This window comes from Rothia uropygialis (assembly GCF_004137765.1).
Classification (GTDB): domain Bacteria; phylum Actinomycetota; class Actinomycetes; order Actinomycetales; family Micrococcaceae; genus Rothia.
The window spans coordinates 1-23,384 of sequence record NZ_NOIS01000002.1; the positions used below are offsets into that span (position 1 = coordinate 1).

General features: G+C 67.4%; 26 protein-coding genes. 10 read left to right on the plus strand and 16 right to left on the minus strand.

The annotated features are described in order from the left end of the window. The 3 genes from EWV35_RS03580 to EWV35_RS03590 all read right to left on the minus strand — a co-directional run. Nucleotides 1–527, minus strand: a 527-nt coding sequence (locus tag EWV35_RS03580; protein WP_165168311.1) for an SDR family oxidoreductase, incomplete at its 3' end; no start/stop codon positions are given. Nucleotides 528–669: 142 nt separating this feature from the next. Next, nucleotides 670–1,218: a flavodoxin gene (locus EWV35_RS03585; protein ID WP_129658300.1), complete on the minus strand. Its 549-nt coding sequence runs from the start codon at nt 1,216–1,218 to the stop codon at nt 670–672. Between the two features lie 133 nt (nt 1,219–1,351). Further along, the gene (locus EWV35_RS03590; RefSeq protein WP_129658302.1) at nt 1,352–2,767 is read right to left on the minus strand and encodes an MFS transporter; all 1,416 of its coding nucleotides are present in this window, start codon (nt 2,765–2,767) and stop codon (nt 1,352–1,354) included. A 130-nt stretch (nt 2,768–2,897) separates the two neighbouring features. On the opposite strand from EWV35_RS03590, the gene EWV35_RS03595 reads away from it, so the two are divergent. From EWV35_RS03595 to EWV35_RS03630, 9 genes are all read left to right on the plus strand, one after another. Further along, nucleotides 2,898–3,869 (plus strand): aldo/keto reductase, encoded by a 972-nt coding sequence (locus tag EWV35_RS03595; protein ID WP_129658304.1) that lies wholly within the window; start codon nt 2,898–2,900, stop codon nt 3,867–3,869. Between the two features lie 90 nt (nt 3,870–3,959). After that, the gene (locus EWV35_RS03600) at nt 3,960–4,838 is read left to right on the plus strand and encodes a helix-turn-helix domain-containing protein (RefSeq protein ID WP_129658306.1); all 879 of its coding nucleotides are present in this window, start codon (nt 3,960–3,962) and stop codon (nt 4,836–4,838) included. A 77-nt stretch (nt 4,839–4,915) separates the two neighbouring features. Continuing rightward, the gene (locus EWV35_RS03605) at nt 4,916–5,773 is read left to right on the plus strand and encodes a helix-turn-helix transcriptional regulator (RefSeq protein ID WP_129658308.1); all 858 of its coding nucleotides are present in this window, start codon (nt 4,916–4,918) and stop codon (nt 5,771–5,773) included. An 85-nt stretch (nt 5,774–5,858) separates the two neighbouring features. Continuing rightward, nucleotides 5,859–6,740, plus strand: a complete 882-nt coding sequence (locus EWV35_RS03610) for an aldo/keto reductase (protein WP_129658311.1) — start codon at nt 5,859–5,861, stop codon at nt 6,738–6,740. A gap of 12 nt (nt 6,741–6,752) precedes the next feature. Continuing rightward, nucleotides 6,753–7,664, plus strand: coding sequence for an FAD:protein FMN transferase (locus tag EWV35_RS03615; RefSeq protein ID WP_238654124.1), 912 nt, complete (start codon nt 6,753–6,755; stop codon nt 7,662–7,664). 34 nt (nt 7,665–7,698) lie between these two features. Next, nucleotides 7,699–8,163 carry an FMN-binding protein gene (locus EWV35_RS03620; protein WP_129658312.1) on the plus strand — a complete coding sequence of 155 codons (465 nt, stop codon included), beginning with the start codon at nt 7,699–7,701 and terminating at the stop codon, nt 8,161–8,163. 95 nt (nt 8,164–8,258) lie between these two features. After that, nucleotides 8,259–9,047, plus strand: a complete 789-nt coding sequence (locus EWV35_RS03625) for an SDR family oxidoreductase (protein WP_129658314.1) — start codon at nt 8,259–8,261, stop codon at nt 9,045–9,047. A 149-nt stretch (nt 9,048–9,196) separates the two neighbouring features. Continuing rightward, nucleotides 9,197–9,682: a hypothetical protein gene (locus tag EWV35_RS13300; protein ID WP_202976023.1), complete on the plus strand. Its 486-nt coding sequence runs from the start codon at nt 9,197–9,199 to the stop codon at nt 9,680–9,682. Further along, nucleotides 9,667–10,476, plus strand: a complete 810-nt coding sequence (locus EWV35_RS03630; protein WP_202976024.1) for a ferredoxin reductase domain-containing protein — start codon at nt 9,667–9,669, stop codon at nt 10,474–10,476. Before EWV35_RS13300 ends, EWV35_RS03630 begins: the two co-directional genes overlap by 16 nt. 31 nt (nt 10,477–10,507) lie before the next feature. Here the strand turns inward: EWV35_RS03630 and EWV35_RS03635 are convergent, their stop codons facing one another. The 4 genes from EWV35_RS03635 to EWV35_RS13305 all read right to left on the minus strand — a co-directional run bounded on the left by EWV35_RS03635 (nt 10,508) and on the right by EWV35_RS13305 (nt 13,451). Beyond that, nucleotides 10,508–11,074, minus strand: coding sequence for a flavodoxin (locus EWV35_RS03635; protein ID WP_129658316.1), 567 nt, complete (start codon nt 11,072–11,074; stop codon nt 10,508–10,510). A gap of 181 nt (nt 11,075–11,255) precedes the next feature. Further along, on the minus strand, nt 11,256–11,684 hold the full coding sequence (locus EWV35_RS03640; protein ID WP_129658318.1) for a hypothetical protein: 429 nt from the start codon (nt 11,682–11,684) through the stop codon (nt 11,256–11,258). 184 nt (nt 11,685–11,868) lie between these two features. Next, nucleotides 11,869–12,717, minus strand: coding sequence for an oxidoreductase (locus tag EWV35_RS03645; protein ID WP_342210823.1), 849 nt, complete (start codon nt 12,715–12,717; stop codon nt 11,869–11,871). Between the two features lie 83 nt (nt 12,718–12,800). Next, on the minus strand, nt 12,801–13,451 hold the full coding sequence (locus EWV35_RS13305) for an alpha/beta hydrolase (protein ID WP_202976025.1): 651 nt from the start codon (nt 13,449–13,451) through the stop codon (nt 12,801–12,803). A 3-nt stretch (nt 13,452–13,454) separates the two neighbouring features. Here EWV35_RS13305 and EWV35_RS13310 point away from each other — a divergent pair, with 3 nt between their 5' ends. Beyond that, a complete protein-coding gene (locus EWV35_RS13310; RefSeq protein ID WP_202976026.1) occupies nt 13,455–13,655 on the plus strand; it encodes a hypothetical protein in 201 nt (66 codons plus the stop codon). Between the two features lie 294 nt (nt 13,656–13,949). On the opposite strand, the gene EWV35_RS03655 is transcribed toward EWV35_RS13310, so the two are convergent. The 9 genes from EWV35_RS03655 to EWV35_RS03700 all read right to left on the minus strand — a co-directional run bounded on the left by EWV35_RS03655 (nt 13,950) and on the right by EWV35_RS03700 (nt 23,368). Beyond that, nucleotides 13,950–14,357, minus strand: coding sequence for a cupin domain-containing protein (locus EWV35_RS03655; RefSeq protein ID WP_129658320.1), 408 nt, complete (start codon nt 14,355–14,357; stop codon nt 13,950–13,952). A gap of 13 nt (nt 14,358–14,370) precedes the next feature. Continuing rightward, nucleotides 14,371–14,691 carry a carboxymuconolactone decarboxylase family protein gene (locus EWV35_RS03660; RefSeq protein ID WP_129658322.1) on the minus strand — a complete coding sequence of 107 codons (321 nt, stop codon included), beginning with the start codon at nt 14,689–14,691 and terminating at the stop codon, nt 14,371–14,373. Between the two features lie 126 nt (nt 14,692–14,817). Further along, on the minus strand, nt 14,818–15,984 hold the full coding sequence (locus EWV35_RS03665; RefSeq protein ID WP_202976027.1) for an MFS transporter: 1,167 nt from the start codon (nt 15,982–15,984) through the stop codon (nt 14,818–14,820). Between the two features lie 315 nt (nt 15,985–16,299). Further along, entirely contained in the window at nt 16,300–16,908 is a 609-nt protein-coding gene (locus EWV35_RS03670; protein ID WP_193554075.1) for a hypothetical protein, read from the minus strand. Nucleotides 16,909–16,960: 52 nt separating this feature from the next. Beyond that, the gene (locus EWV35_RS03675) at nt 16,961–17,797 is read right to left on the minus strand and encodes an abortive infection family protein (RefSeq protein ID WP_165168313.1); all 837 of its coding nucleotides are present in this window, start codon (nt 17,795–17,797) and stop codon (nt 16,961–16,963) included. 48 nt (nt 17,798–17,845) lie between these two features. Next, on the minus strand, nt 17,846–18,028 hold the full coding sequence (locus EWV35_RS13400) for a hypothetical protein (protein ID WP_238654127.1): 183 nt from the start codon (nt 18,026–18,028) through the stop codon (nt 17,846–17,848). Nucleotides 18,029–18,133: 105 nt separating this feature from the next. After that, entirely contained in the window at nt 18,134–18,607 is a 474-nt protein-coding gene (locus EWV35_RS03685) for a prevent-host-death protein (RefSeq protein ID WP_129658328.1), read from the minus strand. Nucleotides 18,608–19,439: 832 nt separating this feature from the next. After that, a complete protein-coding gene (locus tag EWV35_RS03695; RefSeq protein ID WP_129658331.1) occupies nt 19,440–20,564 on the minus strand; it encodes an NAD-dependent epimerase/dehydratase family protein in 1,125 nt (374 codons plus the stop codon). Beyond that, nucleotides 20,561–23,368 carry an alpha/beta fold hydrolase gene (locus tag EWV35_RS03700; RefSeq protein ID WP_129658333.1) on the minus strand — a complete coding sequence of 936 codons (2,808 nt, stop codon included), beginning with the start codon at nt 23,366–23,368 and terminating at the stop codon, nt 20,561–20,563. The genes EWV35_RS03695 and EWV35_RS03700 overlap by 4 nt, the downstream gene beginning before the upstream one ends. Nucleotides 23,369–23,384: the final 16 nt, after the last annotated feature.

The following is a 23,384-nucleotide window of genomic DNA, read 5'->3' on the forward strand; positions in this document are numbered from 1 at the left end:
CGGATGTCGGGCAGCAGCTCCTGGCGCAGGGATTCTGACCAGCCGTTGACGCCCCATTTGGTGGCGGCGTAGACGCCATTGGTGGCGCGGGCGGTGCGTCCGGCGACGGAGGAGATGTTGATCAGGTCGCCGCCACCGTCCTTGAGCTGGTCGAGGAAGACCTCGGTGGCTGTGATCGCGCCCAGCAGGTTGGCCTCGACCATTGCCCGGTAGTCGGCGTGCTGGGCGGATGAGAAGGGCCCGAGCAGCATGGTCCCGGCGTTGTTGACCAGGACGTCGGCACCTCCCAGTTCGTCCTGCACGCGCTGAGCGGCTGTCAGGAGGGAGTCGCGGTCGGTGACGTCGGCCTGGATGGCGATGGAGCCGCCTCCGAGTTCGGCGGCGAGGGCCTCGATGCGGTCGGCCCGACGCGCGAGGAGGGCGACCTGGTACCCGCCGGTGGCGAGGGCCCGGGCGGTGGCGGCTCCGATGCCGGAGGATGCGCCGGTGATGACCGCGACGCGGCTGGTGCTGGACGTGTCGTTCATGGTGAATGTTTCCTTTTACTCGTTGATTGATGCCCGGCAGTGCTGACTGCCGTTGTACGGCCTGCCCTGTCTTCATCCATAGCACCAGTGGTGTGCGTGTGGAGGAAGGCACTGACAGTTCCCCCTTTCCGGGGAAGAGGTCCTACAGCAGGCCGTTGCTACGCACCCAAGCGTCGACGGCGTCGGCTGCGTCGGATGCTTCCTCACCGCGGATGGCCAGGCCGTTGGCGACGTTGCTGGCGGGCAGGGCGTCGCGGTAGTCCTGGTCGATTCCGGCCATACCGGACACGGCGTACGTGACGAACGGCAGGACGCGCTTTTCCGCCAGGTCGACGGCCTCGATGAAGGTGGACATGATCATCGGGGTGCGGCTGTTCCAGACTGGGCTGCCCAGCAGGACCGTGCTGTAGCCGGTCAAGTCGGGTAGTTCGCCGTCGATCGCCGGGCGCGCGTCGGCGTCCTGCTCACGTACGTTGCGGGCGACGGTGGGGTCGTAGGCGGCGGGGTAGGGATCGGCGGCGAGGATCTCGAAGGCGTCGCAGTCGATCCGGTCCCGGATGTTCTGCGCGATTACCTTCGTGTTGCCGACGTCGAGGTCGCGCCGTCCGCCCTCCCAATAGTTCTCGCCGGGGCGGGAGAAGTAGACGAGCAGCGTCTGCGATCCGGTGGTCGGTTCTCGGGCGGGTGTCAAGTCCGGGGGTTCCTTTCGGCGTTGGCGTGGCGGTGGGACTCTGCTGAGTGTTGGGTGCGGTGCAGGCGGCAAGGACCCCGATCGCCCCCCCCCAGACCAGCGGCTCCGATGAGGGCTCTTCGGGTCGTCTCGGTCACGGTGTGCGCTGAGGCTTCCTGCTGCGAATCTCGGCGGGGACTATCAGGGCCAGGGCGGCGAGGACGGCGACGGCGAGCATGACCGCGCCACCGGTGTAGGAGTCGACGACGCGCTGTTGAAGAGTGGCCGCTCCGGCCGCGGCGGCGGTGAGGACGGCGACGCCCAGGGTGGAGCCGAGCTGGTGGGCGGTGTTCACGAGCCCGGACGCCGCTCCGGCGTCCTCGGTACGAGCCCCGGCGACCCCTGCGGAGGTGAGGGGGCCGAAGGCCAGGCCCTGGCCGAGGCCGAGCAGGATCAGCGGCCCGACCGCGCCGAGGACGAAGGGCACCTCGGAGGTGATTCGGCTGATCCAGGCCATGCCGGCCAGGACGAGCGCGAGACCGGCCACGACGAGGGGTGCGTTGCCGAAGCGGCGGGTGAGGCGGGAGACGAGCAGGGATGAGCCGAACTGGACCAGGCTCATGGGCAGGAACCCGAGGCCGGCCTGCAGCGGGGCCCACCCGTAGACGCCCTGGAAGAACTGGGTGGTGAAGAAGAAAAACGCGATCATCGTCCCGGCGAACAGCAGCCGCGCGATCGCCGCGCCCGATCTCTCGGCGGAGGCGAAGAGGCGCAGCGGCATGATCGGCTGCTTGGCCCTCCACTCGTTGACTACGAACACGGCGAGCATGAGGGCCCCGATCACGATTGGCCAGACGGTCGGCGGGTCGGCCCAGCTGTGTTCGCCGGCGTTGATGATGCCGTAGACAAGGGCTCCCATGCCGAGGGTGGAGGTAAGCGCGCCGAGCAGGTCGAAGCGGCCCTTGATCGTCTCGAACGCGGGGAGGTGCTTCAGGGCGAGGGCGATCATGATGGCGGCGATGGGCACGTTGATGAAGAATCCGGCCCGCCACGACACCCACGAGGCTAATGCGCCGCCGACGACGAGGCCGAGGCTCGCGCCTAGGCCGGCGGTGGTGCCGTAGGCGGCGGTGGCGCGGGTGCGTTCAGGACCGGCGGGGAAGATCGCGGTGATGAGCGCGAGCGACGAGGGCGCGACGATCGCCGCGCCGATGCCTTGGAAGGCGCGGGCGGCGATGATCCACCCCTCGGTCTGCGCGGTGCCGACGAGGAACGAGGCGACGCCGAAGAGTACGAGGCCGATGATGAACACGCGGCGACGGCCGATGATGTCGCCCATCCGCGCGCCGAGAAGGAGCAGCCCGCCGAAGACGAGGGTGTAGGCGTTCTGCGCCCAGGCCAGACCGCCCGGCGACAGGTCCAGGCTGGCCTGGATCTGCGGGAGCCCGGTGAAGATGATCGAGTTGTCGAGCACGATCATGAAGTAGGAGACGAGCACAATCGCGAGGATCACGCCGGTGCGCAGCCCCGTGCTCGGGGCGGCTGCTGTAGGTGTTGCGGTTTTGGCCATGCATCCATCTGACCGCGGCTCACACGCGGGCGGGAGGGTCTGCTCTTGGGTGTACTGGCAGTTCCTCCCTTCGCAGCGGCGACCGCACTAGCGTGATGGGCTCCACCTGAAGCAGAAGGAAGGACACCGCATGGAGAAGCGTTCTCTCGGCCCGCTGGAGGTCTCGGCGATCGGCCTGGGCTGCATGGGCCTCAGCGCGAACTACGGCGAGCCCGTCGACACCGCCCACGGGGTATCCCTGATCCGCGGGGCCCACGAGCAGGGGGTGACGTTCTTCGATACCGCCGAGGCCTACGGTCCGTTTGCCAACGAGACCCTCGTGGGCGAGGCGCTGGAGCCGATCCGCGACCAGGTCGTGGTCGCCACCAAGTTCGGCTTCGGCTACGAGGGCACGGCGCGCACGGGCCTGGACAGCCGGCCGGAGAACATCCGCCGCGCCGTCGAGGGGTCGCTGCAGCGTCTGCGCACTGACCGCATCGACGTGTACTACCAGCACCGGGTCGACCCGCAGGTGCCGATCGAGGACGTCGCGGGCACCGTCAAGGACCTCGTGGCCGAGGGCAAGATTGTCCACTTCGGTCTGTCGGAGGCGAGTGCTGCGACGATCCGTCGCGCGCACGCCGTGCTGCCGGTGGCCGCGGTGCAGAACGAGTACTCGATCTGGGCCCGCGATGTCGAGGCCGAGGTGCTGCCCGCCTGCGTCGAGCTGGGCATCGGGCTGGTGCCCTGGTCGCCGCTGGGGCAGGGCTTCCTGACCGGCACGGTCTCCCATGGAGAGTCGTTCGCGGAGAAGGACATCCGCTCCCGGTTCCCGCGGTTCACTCCGGAGGCGCTGGCCGCGAACCAGCCGGTGGCCGACCTGGTCGTCGAGGTCGCCGCCCGGAAGAACGTCACGCCGGGGCAGGTCGCCCTCGCCTGGCTGCTGGCCAAGGGGCCCGGCATCGTGCCGATCCCCGGCAGTCGCCGCCCCGAGCGGGTCGCGGAGAACAGCGCCGCCGCGGATGTGGTCCTGACCGCGGAAGAGGTCGCCGAGATCGACGATCGCTCGGCGCAGCTGAGCGTGGCGGGAGCGCGCGGCAGCGGCCACGAAACCCACGCCTGAGACGGGTCTTTCTCGGTACAGCTGACGGCGGGGCGAGGGGTGGACTGGCAGTTCCTCCCTCGCCCCGCTGTCCGGGTTTATCGTTGAAGGATGGATCATCAGGAGGAGGTGACCGACTTCCTGCGCACCCGCAGGGACCGGATCACACCCGAGCAGGCGGGCATCATCGGCGGCGGACGCCGCCGGGTCCCCGGCCTGCGTCGGGAGGAGTTGGCCATGCTCACCGGCGTGAGCGTGGAGTACTACGCGCGGATGGAGCGCGGCGACCTGCGGGGCGTGTCCCTGGAGGTCCTCGACGCCTTGGCCCGGGCGTTGCAGCTGGACGAGGCCGAGACTGACCATCTGGCCGACCTCGCCAGGGCCGCGGGCCCGACGCCGCCGCGGAGTCGGCGCAGCACGCCGGTCGAGCAGCGGGTGAAGCCGCAGCTGCAGCGATTCCTGGACGCGGTGACCGGCGCGCCGATGTGGGTGCGGGACCGGCGTCTGGACTTCGTGGCCGCCAACCCGCTGGGCCGGGCGCTGTACGCGCCGATGCTCGAGGACGCCTCCACTCAGGGCAACACCGCCCGGTTCACGTTCCTCAGCCCCGCGTCCAGGGTGTTCTTCCCCGACTGGGAGGCCAACGCCGATGACATGGTCGCCACCCTGCGCACCTATGCTGGGCAGAATCCCCACGACAAGAAGCTCACCGGCCTGATCGGCGAGCTCGTCACCCGGTCCGACGCCTTCCGGCACCGCTGGTCCAAGCACGACGTGCGCCACCACCGCGCTGGGCTCAAGCGCATCCACCACCCGCTCGTGGGTGACCTCGAACTGTCCTACGAGGCGATGGAGTTCCCCGCGAACCCCGACTGGTTCATGTTCGCCTTCACCGCCGAGCCGGGATCGCCGACCGAGGAGCGGCTGAAGCTGCTAGGCAGCGTCGCGATCCCCGACCATCTCGTCCGCAACGACAGCGCCCGGCGCTGACCCGCGACCGCCGCAGAGTCGATCCACCAACTGCCAGTACCTCCCTTGCCGACGTGCCCGACCCTACGCTGGCACGCATGGATCATCGAGCCGAGGTCGCAGAGTTCCTGCGCGGCCGCAGGGATCGCATCGCGCCGGAGCAGGTCGGCCTGATCGGCGGCGGACGCCGCCGGGTGCCGGGCCTGCGCCGCGAGGAAGTGGCCGCCCTGACTCGGGTGAGCGTGGAGTACTACGCCCGGATGGAGCGCGGGGACCTCTCCGGCGTCTCACCGGAGGTGCTGGACGCCCTGGCCGATGTCCTGTGGCTGGACGAGGCCGAGGCCGCGCACCTGCACGACCTCGCCCGGGCCGCGAGCACTCGTCCGCCACGGCGCAGGCGCTCCGCGGACCCGTCGGTCCGGCCGAGCCTGCAGCGGCTGCTGGACGCGATCACCGGTGCGCCGGCGTGGATCCGCGACCGCCGGAGCACGATCGTCGCGACGAACCCGCTCGGCCGCGCCCTGTACGCGCCAATCATCGACGATGCGGCGAATGGGTCGAACACGGCGCGGTTCGTCTTCTTCAACCCGGCCGCGGAGGAGTTCTTCCCCGACTGGGACCGGGTGGCCGACGAGGTCGTCGCGACGCTGCGCAGCTATGCCGGGCAGTGCCCGCGCGACAAGGCGCTGACCGATCTGGTCGGGGAGCTGGTGACCCGCAGCGAGGAGTTCTGCACCCGGTGGGGCAGGCACGGCGTCCGCTTCCCCCGCCTCGGCGTCAAGCGCATCCACCACCCCCTCGTGGGTGACCTCGAGCTGGACTACGAGGCCCTCGACATGCCCGCCGACCCCGACTGGTTCCTGTTTGCCCACACCGCGGAGCCCGGCAGTTCCACCCACGAGCGGCTCCAGTTGCTGGGCAACCTCGCCGCCTCAGGCCCCGCCGACACCGATTAGCACACCCCCTGAGACGGCGAGCGAGGGGGAGAGGTGAACTGACAGTTCCTCCCTCACCGCCGCCGGCGGATCTAGCGTGGAGGTCATGACAACGAATATCGCACTGAACAACGGCGTCGAGATGCCCGCACTGGGCTTCGGCGTCTTCCAGACACCGCCCGAGGAGACCGTCGCCTCCGTCGCCGAGGCGCTGCGCGTCGGCTACCGGCTGATCGACACCGCCGCGTCGTACTTCAACGAGCGCGAGGTCGGAGAAGGCATCCGGGCCTCGGGCATCGACCGATCCGAGGTCTTCGTCCAGACCAAGCTGTGGATCTCCGACTACGGCTACGAGGAGGCCCTGCACGCCTTCGAGAAGTCTGCCGGCAAGCTCGGCGTCGAGCAGATCGACCTGCTCATGCTGCATCAGCCGCTGACTGCCGATTTCGATAAGACCGTCGGCGCGTACATGGCGCTGGAGAAGCTCCTGGCCGATGGGAAGGTCCGCGCGATCGGCGTCAGCAACTTCATGCCGGACGTGCTGGCTGATCTGCTGGAGAAGACCGACGTCGTCCCGGCGGTGAACCAGGTCGAGGGCCACCCGTACTTCTCCCAGCCCGACGTGCAGAAGGCGAATGCTGAGCACGGCATCGTCACCCAGGCGTGGTCGCCGATTGGCGGGATCACCAGCTACCGCGGCGACTCCAGCCGCTCGACGTTCAACGACCCGGTCATCGGCGAGATCGCCCAGGCTCACGGCAGGACCCCGGCGCAGGTGATGCTGCGCTGGCATCTGCAGGAGGGCCGCTCGGCGATCCCGAAGTCGGTCAAGCCCGAGCGCATCGCTGCGAACTTCGACGTCTTCGGCTTCGAGCTCACCGCCGACGAGCTCGCGAAGATCGACGCCCTCGACACCGGGGAGCGCGGCGGCCCGGACCCGGCATCCGTCACGGTGGAAGCATTCGGCCGCGACATCCCCGAAGCCTGAGCAATCGGCTCCGTGCCGGACGCGGCGATGCCGACGAGCGATACGACCACCCCCGGTGCCGTGCATCGCTTCGCGGCGATCGGCACCGACTGGCAGATCGACACCAAGCTCACGCTGCCCGACCGGCTGCGGGCCGAGATCGCCGACCTGTGCGAGGACTTCGACCGGGCGTGGTCCCGGTTCCGCCCGGACTCGCTGGTCACCGAGATCGCGCACGCGCCGGGCGGGGGACGGTTCGCCTTCCCCGACCGCGACGCGGCGCTGCTCGACCTGTACGACCGTCTCGCCGCGGCGACCGACGGGGCAGTAGATCCGCTGGTCGGGCGCGACCTGGAGCTGCTCGGCTACGACGCCACCTACACTCTGACCCCTGACCATGCAGGCCTGGCCGCCAGGGTCCCGAACTCCTGGGCACGTGACGTCCGACGCGACGGGACCGAGATCGTCACCGCCCGTCCACTGGTGATCGACGTCGGAGCGGCCGGCAAGGGACACCTCGTCGACCTCATCGCCCAGCTGCTCCTGGAGGCAGGCATCGACGTCTTCGTGGTCGACGGCAGCGGCGACCTGCGGCACCGCGGCCCCGAACCGGTCGCTGTCGGGCTGGAGCACCCCACCCTGCCCGGCCGCGTGATCGGCACCTGCCCGCTGCACGACGGCGCGCTGGGCGCCTCGGCCACCACCCGCCGCGCCTGGGGCGAGGACCTGCACCACGTCCTCGACGGACGCACCGGCAAGCCGGTGACCGACGTCGTCGCGACCTGGACCAGGGCCGCCGATGCGGCGACGGCCGACGGGCTGGCGACGGCTCTGTTCGTCGCCGATCCCGACGCACTGTCCTCGTTCGACTTCTCCTGGGTGCGGATGCTCGCCGACGGCCGCGTCCAGTGGTCCGACGACTTCCCCGGAGAACTGTTCCTCTGACCCGCCCAACCCTTCCGACCCGAGGAGACGAACCATGAAGAGCCATGTCCTGACCCGCGCGGCCGTCGGGGCCGCAGCGACTTTCGCCGCACTGTTGCCGCTGACGGGATGCAGCAGCGGCGAGAACGACAGCGCCGACGCATCCTCACCACCGTCGTCGAGCAACAGCCCCTCCTCTGACGCACCGAGCACTGACGGCATCGAGTACGAGGACGGGACCTACACGGCGAAGGGCTTCTACGGCGGCGCGCCCTCGTACATGACCTTCACCGTCACCCTCGACGACGGCCTCATCACCGATGTGGACTCCGAGCTGATGCCGGACAACAACGCCACCTCCCGCGGCTACCAGGAGAAGTTCGCCGCGGCGCTTCCCGACGAAGTCGTCGGCAAGAGCGTCGACGACGTGGAGGTCGGCAAGCTCGCCGGCTCCAGCAGCTGTGGCGACGGCTTCAACGACGCCATGACCAAGATCCGCGAACAGGCATCCGAGCAGTAGCACCGGAGTCACCGAGGATGCCCCGGACGGCAACCGGCTATGGGTGTACCAGCAGTTCCTTCTCCACCCCGTCGGGCCCGCATAGCGTCGTAGGCATGGTTCACGAAGCAGACGCAGACACAACAACCTCGATCGACTCGAACGGCGCGGTCCTCATCATCGGGGCCAGCGGCAGCATCGGACGCCACGCCGTCGCCCAGGCGCTCGAGGCGGGCCACGAGACCCGTGCCCTGGTGCGCCGCGCGGACCAGGACTCCTTGTTTCCCGAAGGCACACGCGTCGTCGTCGGCGACCCGCCCGACCCTGACGTCCTCGCCCACGCCCTCGACCGCGTGAGCGCCATCGTGTTCACCCAGGGCACCTACAGCGACGCTGACGCTGAGCAGGCCAACTACCGACCCGTCAAGGCCATGCTGGAAGCGCTGAAGGCCCCGGCGCGGATCGCGATGATGACGGCGCTCGGGGTTACGAAGCCCACGACAGGCCACGACTGGAAGCGACGGGCGGAGCGTCTGGTGCGCGCCAGCGGCCATCCCTACACGATCGTGCGCCCCGGCTGGTTCGACTACAACGAGCCCGACGAGCAGCACCTGGTCATGCGGCAGGGCGACACCCACTGGGCCGGGAACGCCTCCGACGGCGTGGTCTCCCGCGCCCAGATCGCCCAGGCCCTCATCGCATCCTTGAACTCCGACGCCGCCGACCGCAAGACCTTCGAGCTCGTCGCCGAGAAGGGCGAGGCGCAGGCGGACCTCGATCCGCTGTTCGCCGGACTGCAGCCCGACGTCGAGCTGGACGGCCCACTGGATCGGGACAACCTGCCCCTGGACGCTGAGCCCCAGGACTTCCTGGCCGACCTCGACACGGTTCGCGGCCGCTTCTGACCCCACCCCGTTCGTCCCCTTCGGGGCCGCCGATCGATCCGACGACCCCCGAGGAGGACCGTGAGCACCAAGCTCAAGCTGTCCGCGCTAATCGCCATCGCCGTACTGGTAATGGCAGCGTTGATCATTGTCGACGTCTGGCAGGCGTCGTGAACGCCCTGCGGATCATCGCCCTGTGGGCGGTCGCCGTGATCTTCCCGATGCCGCTGATGCTGGTCTACGAGGCCGTCGTGACCGAGCCGGTGAATCTGATGCAGCTGGTGCAGTTCGCGCTGATCGCCGACTCCTGGTGGTTGCTGGCGATCCTGCTCAGCGTCCGGCCCCGCTGGCTGGATCGGCCCGTGGGCCTGCCCCAGGTGTACCGGCTGCACGGCGTCCTCGGCCTCGGCGCGCTGGTGTTGGCGTTCATCCACCACCAGAACTCGTACACCAGCAACGGGCTGGCGCACATGCTCGGCGACTGGGGTCTCTACCTGTCGATCGCGACCCTGTGCCTGGCAGTGTTTTTCCTCAGCGGCTGGCTCGTCGACCGGTCCCGGCTCCTGCTACAGGCCAGGCGGTCCTCGAGCGGATCGTGTTCCGGCACCAACTGTCAATCTGGCTGCACCGGCTCAACATCGTGGTGGCGCTGCTGATCTGGCTGCACGTGCACGTTCTGACGCGGATGAACCAGTTCGCGGGATTCATGATCCTCTTCGACCTCTACACGGTCGCCGTCCTCGCCGTCTACGTTTGGAAGAAATGGGTCGCGCCGGGAGCTTTCCTGCAAGGCACCGTTGTCGCCAACGAGGCCCACGGCGCGTCGCCCCGGATGGTCCCGATCGAGCTCGACCGCGAGAATCCCTCCGGGCGGGCGGGAGACTTCTTCTTCCTCAGCCTACAGGGGACCTCTGCGGTCAGTCGGGAGCGGCACCCGTTCTCCGTCACCGACGACGACCAGGGCACGCTCACCTTCACGATCCGCCAGCACGGCGACTGGACCACCCGGCTCGGCGACGTCGCCGCGGGAACCCGGGCTCGGCTGGAGGGACCGTTCGGCCGCTTCGACGCGGCGGTGGCCGCCCACGCGGCTGATGCACCCCTCGTCCTGATCGGGATGGGGGCCGGCGTCGCGCCGCTGCTCAGCCTCGCCGCCGCCCACCACCCGAGGCGGAGGATCCATCTGCTGTGGTCGGTGCGCACTCCCGACGACCTCTACTACCGCGACCTCCTCGACCAGTACCGGGCGGCGTCGGGCGGGAAGATGCAGGTCACCACCAGCGTCGGCAGGTTCCGCCGCGCGGACCTCGAGCAGGAGCTCACCAACGAGGAGCTGCGCACGGGCGCGTTCTTCATCGTCGGCTCCAGCCCCGCCGTCCTGGCCTACCAGCGCCTCCTGCGCCGCATGGGCGTCACCCGCCGCCGGATCCACCAGGAACGGCTGATGTAGCAGGAGGAGCCTAGCCTCGGCCCGAGGAGGGTCAGACCCCGAGCCCGTCGAGCCACTCGCCGACCCGGGCCTCGGAGTCGTCCATGTCGTTGCGGGAGATGTCGAATGCGTCCTGGCTGACCGTCGCGTCCGGCAGCATCTCGGTGACCTTTTCCAGCGTCCCGGACAGGCCGCTGACGTCGTGGGTGGTGTAGACGTAGACGTTCTTCCCGGCGAAGTCGTGGTCCTCGAAGAACGTGTAGAGCGGCATCGGCATGTCGTACTCCCAGATCGGGTAGCCGACGATGACGGTGTCGTAGTCGTCGAGGTTCTCGATTTTCGCCTTCAGATCGGGGCGGGCGTCGGAGTCCTGCCAGCTGACGGCGCGGTCGATGAGCGTCTGGTGGTCCAGAGGGAGCTTTTCGGCGGTCTCGATGCGGAACTGGTTCGCACCGAGTCGGTCGGCCATCAGCATCGCGACGTACTGGGTGTTGCCGTAGACCTTTCCGCCGACGACGTGGCCGCTGTTCTCCTCGTCGGTGGTCATGCCCTCGGGGTCATCGGTCTCGGGAACGGAGAAGTAGGCGGCCAGGGTGCGCGCGCCGTCGGCGGTGGGCATCTCCTCCTGCGGGGCGGCGGCCTGACCCCCCCCTCGTCGCACTGGACCCCGAGCAGGGAGCAGCCGGCCAGGCCGGCGGTCGCGGTCGAGGCCGCCGCCAGGGACAGGAACACTCGTCGGGTGTGGGGCTTCGTCATCGTCGGGTTTCTCTCTCGCCGGTGGCGGATGGACAGGTCAGGTCTCAGGCCTTGGCCTGACCGCGGATCTGGGCGAGGGCGTCGTTGAAGCCGTCGGGGCAGGTGCTCGCGTCGGCGAGCTTGCCGACCTCGGCCTCGTCCAGGCCCTTGCCGACCACGGCAGCTGGCACGGCAGCGGTGAAGCGCTCCTGGTAGCCGCGGGAGGTCTCGTTTTCGTCCTGGGGCTCGACCGTCACCTCGGTGATGGCGTTGTCTTCCAGCGTGATGGTGACGTCGAGGTAAGACGGCTCGCCGCCGTACTCGCCCATGGCTTTGTAGGTGCCGTCCTCGTAGTCCGCCGAGGGCGCGGTTCGCGTCGACGTCTGCCCAGACGGCGCGGGAGCTGGCTCGGTGCCGGCGCAGTCGGTCAGTGGCGCGAGCGCCACGAGGGCGGCGGTCGCCAGGGCGGCTCGGCTCAGGACAGGGCTTCGCATGCTTCCACGATATGGACCTTCCTGACTCCGAAGAAGTAATTGTCATTACACACCTGGACGACAACCACCACCCTGGGATGCGATGCCCTGCGCGGGGGGTCCCCGCAAGAGACCGCGCCCCTTCGAGGGGGACCCGTCCACGTGACCGGGCCACCCTCTCAGCACGGACGTCTTCTGCGCATGGTCATTCGTCGTTTCCGGCGGGGAAGTCGGTGGTGGTGCTGACGTGCTCCCACGCGTCGACCTCGTCGATGCGGTCCTGGTACTCGCCGCGGACGATCCGGACGGCGTCGGTCCCCAGTAGCAGCCGGAACGGGAGGCCCTCGTCGCTGACCGTGGCGCGGAGCACCTGCGCGGCTCGGTCTGGGTCGCCCGGCTGGGTGCCGTGGGTGCGGTCATTCTCCTTGCGCCGCTTACCGGCCGTGTCGGCGTAGTCGTTGATGACGGCGTGGGACTGGGCTAGGGAGCGTCCGCCGAAGTCGGTGCGGAACGCGCCGGGCTCGACCACCATCACCCGTATGCCCAGGGGTGTGACCTCTCGGCGCAGCGCATCGGACATCCCTTCCAGAGCGGCTTTCGCCGCGGTGTAGTAGCCGGAGCCAGGGTTGGAGACCGGTGCGCCGATCGAGGACACGTTCACAATCGTGCCCGACCTTCGCCGGCGCATCTCGGGAAGCACCTGCTTGATCAGCGCGACCGGGCCGAAGAAGTTCGTCGCGAAGACCTCGTCCGCCTCGTCCTCGGAGGCCTCCTCGACCGCGGACCGGAACCCGTGACCGGCATTGTTGACCAGTACGTCGATATGGCCGAATCGGGCCGTGGCGGCGTCGACAGCGGCGGTCATCTGGTCGTGGGCAGTAACGTCTAGTGGCAGCGCCAATGCTCTGTCCGGGTGGGCCTCGATCAGTCCCTGCAGACTGTTCGTGCTCCGCGCGGTGATCGCGGCGCTGTCGCCGTGGGCGAGGACCGCCCGTGCGAGCGCCGCGCCGAGGCCGCTCGATGCTCCCGTGATGAACCAGGTCGTCATGGTCATTCCTCCTTCGTCGATGTTTCGCCCGGGTGAAGGACCTCGCGCGCAGGCCGCTCGCGGGTTCCCTCTTCTCGTGCGTTGGGCCGTCAGACCGTGCGGGCGTAGAACTCCGTTAGCTTCTCGATCGCTTGGTCGACGGACTGGTCTACCCAGTAGGTCTGGACGTGCTGCGCGCCGTCGAGGAGGAACAACTCCTTGTCGTCGGTTCCGGTAGCCTTCTCCAGCGCGTTGTCACTCATGTAGCGGGTGTCAGCGGTGCTGCCGGCGATCATCAGCAGCGGCACGTCGATCAGCTCGAGCTGGTCGGTGGCGTCGAAGCGCATCAGATCAAACAGACTCGCCATCGTGTACTTGAAGCTCGATCCGGGGCAGGCGTGGGTCTTCCAGTAGTAGACGTAGCCCTGCCGGTAGAGCGGAAATGGCTGGGCGGCGATCTGCTCATCGGTGAGGTCGGCGTCGCCAGCGTAGGTGACGGTCGTCTCGCCGATGGCCCCGTCAGTGCTTGCCTGCGAGGCCTGGCGCAGCCGGTCCTGGATGATGTCGACCAGGGAGTCCTGCAGGCCGCGACGGCGCACGAGGCCGAAGTTGAACATGCTCACGGTCGCCACGCTCTTGAACCGCTTCTCGGACTTGACCGCATTGAGGGTGTCTCCGCTGCCTCCGCAGATGCCGAGGGCAGCGATCCGGTTCGCGTCCACGCCGGGGAATCCGGGAAAGCTGGCCAGGAAATCAGCCATGCCGTGGATGTCGTCGGTGCGGAAGTACGGCTTGTCCGTGTTGCGGGGTGCCCCTTCGCTGTGATCTTGGTAGGCGGCGTCGGCGGCGATGGTGATGTAGCCCTGTTCGGCGAGGCGCTGCGCGTACCGGCCGGCGACCTGTTCCTTGGTATCGCCGTTGGGGTGCGCGACGGGATCGCTGGGTACGAGCCTGCCGGGTCGTAGCCGGGCGGGGTGTATACGTTCGCGGCGATCTTCAGCCCGTGCAGCAGGTAGGTGACCGGATGGATGCCCACCTTGCCCGGCACGTTCTCGGTGATCGGGTACTTGTAGACCAGGCCGAACGGGTTGTCCCGCCAGTCGTGCACGGGACCCGCGTCGTTCATGATGTCGACATCGCTCATTGCATTCTCCTTCATACTTCAGTCGAGGCTCTTCTCGGCGATCTCGTGGTCATTCGATGGCGAAGTCGCCCTGCGCGGTGACCGCCAGCGGCTCCGCGGGCGGCGCTGTCCTCGGTCATCGCCGGGTCTGCTCGGCCGTGGTCGCGGCGTAGTCGTCGTCGCTGACGTGCTCGCCCCATTCGACCTCGCTGCCGGCGACAGAGACGGCGAGGTGGGACATGAAGGAGTCCGGCAGCGCGCCGTGCCAGTGCCACACGCCCGGCGGCGTCTCGACAGTGTCGCCGGGGCGAATGACGATCGTCTGCCCGTCCCGGGACTGGACGATGCCGGTCCCTTCGGTCACGCGCAGCGTCTGTCCGTTCTCGTGGCAGCGCCAGGCTGACCGTGCGCTGGGGGAGAACCGCACCGCCGCCAGCGTGGCCGTGCCGGGGCCCGAGCCGCCGGTGATGGCGTTGACCCAGACGTTGCCGATGAAGCGTTCCGCGGGGGACTTCGACGCCGCAGCTGACGGCAGTAGCCTCATCGGGCCCGTGTCCTCAGCGGGCATCGAGCACCTGCTTCAGCGTCGTCGCCGCGGTCATCCCGGCGGGCCAGCCGGCGTAAAACGCGAGATGGGTTGCGACCTCGGCGAGCTCGTCCTCGGTCACGCCGTTGTCCAGCGCGAGGTTGAGATGCGATTTGAGCTGGGCGTCCCGCCCGAGCGCGGTCAGCGCGGCCACAGTGATCAGGCTCCGGTCCCGCGGCGACAGCCCGGGGCGGGCCCACACGTCGCCGAACAAGACCTCGTCGGTCAGCTCCGCCAGCTTCGGGGCGACGTCGCCCACCAGTTGCTGCGCTCGGCTCTTCTGCTCCGTCATGTGATGCCTCCTGAGGTTCGATGCGGGACCGGGATCGTCCCCTCGAGATCGACGCTACGGCCACGGGCATGAATGAGGGAGGAACCGTCATTACATCCAACAGAGCGGATACCTGGCTACCCTGGGTCATTTGCCGATCCGGCCCTCGACGCCCAGAGCCGCCTCCTGACGCCGCCCGTAGCTGATGACCAGGGCCGCAGTCGCCGCAGCGGCGACCAGAACCGCGTAGCAGGTCCCGACATTGGGCAGTGTCAAGGCAGTGGAGAGCTGGCCGGCCACGAGTCCTGGAAGCGCCGCGCCGCCATAGGAGATGAGGTAGAGCGTGGCGAGCGTCCCCGCCCGCTCCTGCGGTGCGACGTGGGCGAACACGACGCGCATCCCTCCGCTGTTCGATGCGCCCTGGGCAATGCCCGCGCAGGCACTGCAGAGTAGGAACGGCACGATGGCCGCCTCGTGCAGCGCGATGATGATCAGCGCAACCGCGGTCACGAACACGATCAGCCCGAGGCGCATGGCCGACGCCGGGCGAAGCCTTCCCGCGAGGCTGCCACCGAGCGGGCTGAGCACTACGATCGAGGAAAACACCACCGCGATCATCAGCGCGTCTCTCGTGCCGAGGTAGTCTGCCGTCAGCCCCGGCGCGAAAGCCTGGTAGAACCCGGAGAACGACCACGTGGCCAGCAGCGCGAACCCCGTGGCCAGCAGTGCCCTTCGCGCGCCGGCCGGGACGTGCACGCGCGGGACGAGCGAGCGCATCAGACCTGGCCGCCGAGCGACCGTCTCGGGGCAGAGCAACACTGCGACACCCAGGAGCAGAAGCAGCGCGGCTGTCAGCGTGAATCCGAGCAGCCGCGGGCTCGGGCCGAGGTCGACGAGCGACCCCGAGACCAGGGCCCCTAGCGGGATCGCGAACGGAGGCGCGCTGCTTGTGATCACCGCAGGAAGCCACTGCACCCGGGTCCTCGGGGCAAGGTCGATCACCATCGCCCCAGCCGCCGTCGACGCCGTGCCACACGCCAGCCCCTGCAACACACGACCGAGGATGAGTACCGGTAGCGAGTGCACCTGCGACAGCACCAAGCAGCCCGCGACGGCGAAGAGAACCGCCGCGATCACGACCGGCCGCCGGCCGAAGTGATTCGATACCCGCCCGAAGACCAGCAGGGAGAGCGCGGTCACACCCAGGTAGGCGACCGTCGTCAGCGCCAAGTCGCTGTCGGTGATCCCGTCTTCGACGCGGAACGTGTTGTACAGCGGGATCGGGATCCCCGAGGAGAAGAAGATCCCGATCAACGCCGCCGACGCGGCGATGAAGGCCGCTGGGCGGGGGAGATCCGGAAGGATGCGCCTCCGACCTCGTGGCGCTCGGGGTGAGGGCGGCTGCTGCGCCCAATGGGGCCGGGGTGTGTTCTCTCTGCTTGACTGCACGGTTCGAATCTAGGAACCAGAACGTTGGCGCGGGAGGAACTAGTAGTGCACCTCTTCGCAATCATTGCCTCTCGCGGACATCTCGTTCTCAGGACACGAGGGCCCCGATAATTCGGGGACTGCAGTACCGAAAGCCTGTCTCTCCGGGGCAGGAGCACGAGCGCCACGCGGCGGGCGTCCTCAACGCTCCTTGAAGAACACCACCTTGAACAGCTCGGCGGCGTCCACGAGCTCGTCAGTCGGGACTCGGAACTCGCCGGTGACGCCGTCGTCGTTGCCGTCCTCAGTGAGGACCCAGGAGACCTCCACCGAACTGGCTCCGGGGTCCCTGGCGACGATCACGAAGTCATCCTGGTCGCTCGTCCACGGCACGTTCGGACGGAACGACTCCTGGGTGAGGGCAACCTCGGCGTCCTCGCCGCGGTTCTCCCACGCGACCGGGTAGCCTCGCGGAAAAAAGCGCAACGCGGACGGATCAAAGGATGGCCCGGGTAGAGGCTGCCTTCGCACCACTGGCTCGACCGTCTTCTCGAAGTCCGCGTCGTCCGGCTCGAGGTGATGGAGCAACTCGCAGCCGTGAAAGGTGACGGTCAAGTGCGGTTTGGCAACAAACCGGTCGCGGCTGCCTTGCTGCTCATGTCGAGCGAGCTCTTGACCTCGAGGTAGGTCGTCTCCGCTTCGTCCCCGACGGCGGTTACGTGGTCGAGGACGCTCGCCGAGCGGGACGACGCTGATGTCGGGAACGTACGTTCTGGCGTAGAAGCCGTCCGGCGGGGAGAATCCAGACATGAAGTGATTCTCCCATTCACGTGACGGTGCCAGTGATGGAAAAGTGGCGGTTCTATCGCCGCCAGGGCGCACCCGGATCGGCGCGCGTCTCGAGCATGAGCTGGCACCAGACCTGGGCCGCGCCGACGACCAGGCGGGCATGCCGCGAACGCACCCATCTGGGCACCTCCTCGGCTCCGTGGTCGATGCCGACGCTGTTCCTGAGCTCGGTCACGCTCTGAGTGAGCGTGATCAACGACTGCAGAGCCTGGCAGAGCGCGCGGTCCTCGTCACTGACTGACTTCGGGGTGAGGCCGAGCGAGTCCTGGGCGGCGTTGACCAGGGCGGGCACTTTGGCGGCGCGTGTGTAGGTCAGCTCTCGGGCAGTGAGCACGCACTTGGCAGTCGACTCGATCAGGGCCTTGGCGGTGCTCACGGCGAGCCGAGGGTCCGGGTCGACGCTGTCGGCGAGACGGTGCAGGTGATCTTGAATGGACTGCGGATCGGGGAGGGCGTTGAGCGCCTGCTCGGTCAGCCGAGCCCCGGCCCGGCCGATGCGCACGGTGCCGGTGGTCTCCTCGACGTCGAAGCCGTCCTCGGCCAGGATCCGGACCCATTTGTCGTGCAGGGCGTCATTGTTGCCCCAGCCGGCTGAGGTGTCCCGGATGATCTTCTGGAGTGTGTCGCTGAAGACGGCGGTCAGCCGCTGGGCGCGGCGGCGTTGCCTGGGTCCAGGGTCCCGAGGTACCGGCGCATTCGCTCGCGCCGAACTCTCTCGTCGTTCTCGCGCGCCTGCGGCGGAGCGAGCGCGACGCCCCGGTCGTCGAAGAGCGCGTTGATCTCGCGCAGCGGCGTGCCGGTCAGCGCGTCGGCGAGCAGTCGCATAACTCGCGGGGTAAAGGATTCCCAAGCCGGGCAACTCGGTCTCGTGAGAGTGTGCTGTGTATACTTACCCGAGTTAATCGACACCGTCGTCGACGTAGAACCAGAGGTGTGCAGCGCTCGTCGCGGTGGGCTGGTGCTGCCAGCGCTGAAAGGCCAGGCCGTCCCGGGTGTTCACACCCAGAGATCCCTCGAGAGGGTAGGTAGTCGGAGTCGTCGTCAGGGGAGTGCGGGTCGGGAGGACCCAAGTATCGCTCATGTGATCCCCGATGGTGGCCACGAGGTCGCTCCAGCCGTTCTCGGAGTGCTTCGTAGCGTGCTTGAGCTCATACTCCGACCTCTTCACCGGTCGGGGGACCAAGGGCTATCCGGATCTGGTCAGCGGCGTCGGACGATCGGCGGTACTAACAGAGTCGTTGTCGTTGAGCCACTCGACCCGCTGCGATCCCAGGCCCGCGGCGATCGCGGTGGCAGTCTCGCGCCAGCTGGTGAATTGGGCGATCATCAGGTGCGGCTGCTGGGTGGAGAATGTTACTCGTGCAGCGTGGATGAGATCCCGGGCGCACTCTTCCCGGTCCTGGGCCCTCAGCGCGTACTGCCATGGGTAGCGGCAGGCCATGCGCTCGGTCAGGGGGCCGTCCTCGAGGGTCACCGAGATGAGCGTGGAGGCGATGCCCAGGAGCTCGGCCTCGCGCTGAGACATGAGCAGCAGGGACTCGCCGTCGCAGCGGGTCACTGTGACGGGGTGGTTCTCGGCATGGGCGAAGACCTCTGCTGAGTGCTTGCTCAGCTCCGAGGAGCGCCGGATGGCGGCCAGGAGGCCAACTGCGATCTTCATGCCTTCATCATTTTCGGAACGTTTTCGGAGGTGTAGGAGTACCCGCATCACGGCGTCTTTCCTACTCCATGTTCTGCGATGATTGAGGTTGATCGGTGCGCCGCTGTGAAGGCGATGTGAATGTGGTGATCGCCTTGTTTGCCCTTATCACTGCGAGTATCGCAGCGTGGCGCATTACCAGGTTCTTCACCGTGCACCCGGGGCAGGCAAGAGGATGCGCGGATGCGGGAACCGGACCATCTTGCATCAAGGCGTTGAATCGAGTCTCTGACCTGAACGATGTATTCGGATGGACTGCTCAGACGGAATATGTCTGTATAGTCCGTGCGTCGGCACCGCCACTGACGGCCGGACAGGAGGTCGCCGCCCGCGAGTTCTCCCTACCGCGCCTTCTCGAGCGCGAGGCGAAGCGGAAGAAGCCCAGGGGCCGTGGCGCTCTGGCCTAGACGAGGCCCAGCAAGTGTCCTCTCGAGTGGTGGTCTCAAGGACGGTCATAGACGCTTAGATTCATGTTTTGTAACCTGATGTTCAACGCGTGAGTCGCAGGCGGACTCCGACTGCGAGTCGAATCCTAAATGGATAGCCAGTCGACTCATGACTCGACTGACTACACACAAACGTCACAAACTTGTCGAGTCGGGCCACTTCGAACGGGGTCTCAACGTATACGGACGCCAGGGCAAACCTTGCCTGCGGTGCGCTGCCGAGGGGACCGAGACCGTGATTGTCCGAGAGGCTTTCATGAACCGGTCCTCCTACCGGTGCCCCACATGCCAGCGGACCCCTCGAGGCTTCAAAAGAGCCTGACAAAGCTCCGTCTCGTGCCCGAGGCTCAGACGAGCGGACGCAAAGAAGCGGTGTTCTCGCTATTGCGGGGACGGTAATACCGGCGGAGGCATTCCATGCCCTCGTCGATGGAGACTTCGGGTCGCCAGTCGAGCAATTCGTGGGTTTCGCGCTGGTCGAACCAGTGTGAGGTCGACAGCTGCTCCGCCAGGAAACGAGTCATGGGCGGTTCGTCGTGACCGGGGCGCTTCTGCCAAATCTTCTCCACGACCCCGCCGGCGAGTTTGGCCAGGGACGCCGGTACCGTGCGTTGCGGCGGTTGGACACCTGCGGCCTCGCACATCATGGTCATGAGTTCACCCACAGTTCTCGGCTCGCCGTTGCTCACGACCAAGGGTTTGCCATGCACCGATTTGAGCCGTTTGTAATCGCGAACAATAGCTTCGGCTGCGTTGTCGACGTAGGTCGAATCGATCAGGGCGGCACCCGCGTCCAGAAGAGGGATGCCTCCGCGGGCGGCGCGTTCGATCACGCGCTCGACGAGTTGGGTGTCGCCGGGTCCCCAGACCAAGTGCGGGCGGACCACACCCACAAGGAAGTCTTCCGCATCGTAATCTAGGGCAAGCTTCTCCGCGTAAGCCTTAGAACGGGCGTAATTGCCGCGGGCATTCCCTGGATCGGCCGGTTCGTTGCCTTGACCCATGAAAGCCGAACCTGCGTGGGAGACAGAAGGCGAGGAAATGTAGACGAATTTTTGGATCCCAGCCGAGCGTGCAGCTTCCAGAAGAAGTCGGGTGCCCGTCACATTGGTCTCGACGTATTCTTCCCAAGGGCCTGTGACGGAAACCTTGGCGGCGAGGTGAATCACGGCGTCGGCACCGTCCAGGGCCCGGGCGACGTGGTCCGCATTGGTGATGGACCCGCGATGCTGGTCGAACCTTTCGAGGCCCTTTTCCTGCAGGGATTCACGCACGGCCGCCGCATCCCGTCGCTGAAAACACCGGACGGTGTAACCGCGTTCGATGAGCTTGATGGCCACGCGTGAGCCCAGCAGTCCGCTTGCGCCCGTGACGACGACGGTTCGTTCCTTGGAAGCCCGCAATGAGCTGTCCGGCAGAATGTCCCGACGGTATCGCGGGTCGGGCGCGTTCCAACGTGCATTCTGGTTCATGGTTTCCTCACTTTTCCCCCGGAGAGCACCGAAGATGCCCACGTGGCCAAGCGTGGCCGGTCGATTTTGGAGTTATGCCGAATATCCGTCGGATGTTCGCGAACCTGCAGGACAGCGGCGACACGAACGCCGGTAGCGGACTCCACAGAGGCGCGGACCGCGCGTGCCAATGCACGGGGAGCCGGGCCGTCCTTGACCGACCGGGAGCCTCCCCGGGCCGCCGCGGATTCTCTCTCGACCACGACCACCGGAACCTGAGCCCCCCAGGGCCCGACTCCGACGACGGCGGCGCGACGCACGCCCGATATCTTTTCGGCCGCCGTCTCGCCCGCAACCGGGGTCAAGAGTCCCTCCTCCGTCGACAGAAGGTGAGTGAGGCGCCCTTCGACCCAGAGGCGCCCGCTCGCGTCGAAATGCCCGACGTCGCCGGTCCGGTGCCAGCCAGGGATGGTGTCCGACGCCCGTTCCGTCCACCACAAGCGATCGTAGTGGTCCTTGGCGTGCGGAGCCGCGGCGATGATCTCGCCGGTAACATTCTGAGCGTGCGTGGGCTCGCCGGTCGGGTTGCCCTGTTCGTCGAGCGGAACGACCTGTACACGTGCGCCGTATACCGGGGTCCCGACGCAAACACCGGATCCCGCGCCTTCGACGCCGTCTTGCGGATCCGAGTCCTTCTCGGCCTCGCGAATCTGGTCCAGGTTTATGTCCGTCAGCGGCAGACACTCGGTCATGCCGTACGGGGTATGCAGCTTGGCGTTGGGGCAGATCTCCGCCATGGACTCCAGCAGCGGGATCGTAATCGGGGCCCCGGCCGAGAGCAGGCGGCCCACTCGCCGCATGGCCTCGCGCTCGTCGCCGCTCATGTCCTCCCGCGTCGCCACGACATTCATGAGGGCCGCCGGGCTCGCGAAAACCACGGTGGCTTCGATTGCTTCGACCGCCTGAGCCAGTGCCTTGGCCGTCAAGGTCTTGGGCTGGGTCACGTCCATGTCGGGCGTGACCGATGTTGCGCCCAGTGCCGGCCCGAGGAGCGCGAACGGAGCAAAACCGGCAACGAGACCCGCCCCTTCCGAGAGACTGTACGTGTTCTGGATGGCATCCCGCATCGAGGACAGCTGCCGGTGTGTATAGGCCACTCCCTTGGCGGGGCCGGTGGACCCCGACGTGTAGAGAATTGCCGCGACGTTGTCCGGCTGAGGCGCGTTCCACGGCGTCGTGGGTTGAGGCTCACGGACAAAATGAGAGTCGATGCCCGCCTCGGCGCCGAGCAGTTTAAGGGTCGATGAATGAGCAGTCCCGGCCAGAATGCGGCGACCAGGCCACCCCGCAGCCTTGGCCGCAAGCATTGCCTGTGGGATGCCCACCAGGAACTCCGGGGATGCGCCCCGCACCGCCCGGGTCAGACCCTTCATGCCCAGGCCGGTGTCGGCGACGACGATGACCGCGCCTATTTTGAGGCACGCATAGATCAACGTCGTGAGCCGGGAGCCTGGCGGAACCATGAGGTTAACGCGGGTTCCGGCTTGAACGCCGAGATCCCGGAGGACTTCCGCCGTATGGTCGACCTTCTCGGCGAGTTCACGCCAGGAAAGTTGCCTTCGTATGGTTGCCAATGCAGCCGTGGCGTGTTTGCCCGTGGCCTTGGGCCTCGCTCCATGGTTGACGGGACCCATGTCCACGACGGCCGGAGAATCGTCGGCGCGCCTTTCGTCCAACTCGGAAATCATGGGCCTGTAGTCCAGTGCCAGGGGAGAGGACTTTCGGTCCTTCTCTCGGACGACCCGATGGCGTTCGACCACTTTGGGCGCCCCCAGCAAAGCTTCATCGAGCCAAGCGAACAGGACGGACGCAATGTCCTCGTCTTCAGCGACCAGGTGACCGGCTTTGTCGAAGCGATGCAATGTCGCTTCGGGGTTCCGGGAAAGGATGTCGTCCAGGTAGCGCTGTTTGAACACGGGATCGGCGGGGCCCCACAGCACTAGGCACGGAAGGTCGTCATCGGCTACGGCACGGGCGATTCGTTGCATCTCCGGGTAGGCGCGATGCTGCGGGTCCAACGGGATGTCCGCGACAAAGTTTCGGATGCCGTCGCGATCCTCGGCCGACTGATACGGAGACCGGTATGCCTTCTTGGTCTCTGGATCCCATTCGCCGCGGTGCAGTGAGAGTGTCACGTCCAAGAAAGCGGTCGTGGACTGGGTTCCGCGGCTGTGTACGGCCGGATGCAGTGCGAGGCGCAGTGCGCCGGGGATCCTTTCGCCCTCTGGCTGGTAGAGAGCCGTGTTGGTGAAAATCCGGCCCCGATGCAGCTCGGGATGCTCGACGCCCCAGCCTTGGGAAATGAGGCCGCCCCAATCGTGGCTCAGCGTCACGACGCCCTCGGGACCGGGGTTCTCGTCGATGCCCAGGGCCCGGGTGAAGTCGCCCAGGTCCCGTATGCGGTCTTGAAGACTTCGTTCCGTCCCGGTCCTATCCGAGTAGCCCATGTCCAGGTGGTCGATCGCGACAACGCGCCACGGGCGACTACCGGCGTCGGAGCCGGCCGCGACGACGTCGCGCCAAAGATAGGACCAGGTCGGATTCCCGTGGACGCAGAGCACGGTGCCTACGGGTTCGAGGCCGGCCCGTTCGAGTTCGGGAGCGTTGTCGAGGAAGTGCCAGGTCCGGTACGTTCCCGAATCCACGGCAGCGCTCGATTCGACACGCAACGTTCTGCTCGCGTCCCTGGCCACTCCAGGCCAGCGCTTCAAAGGGATCGGCCCGGGCTGTGGCGTGGGGCGAGATGTCCGATTCGCGGCGGCCATGAGTACCTCTTCTGTG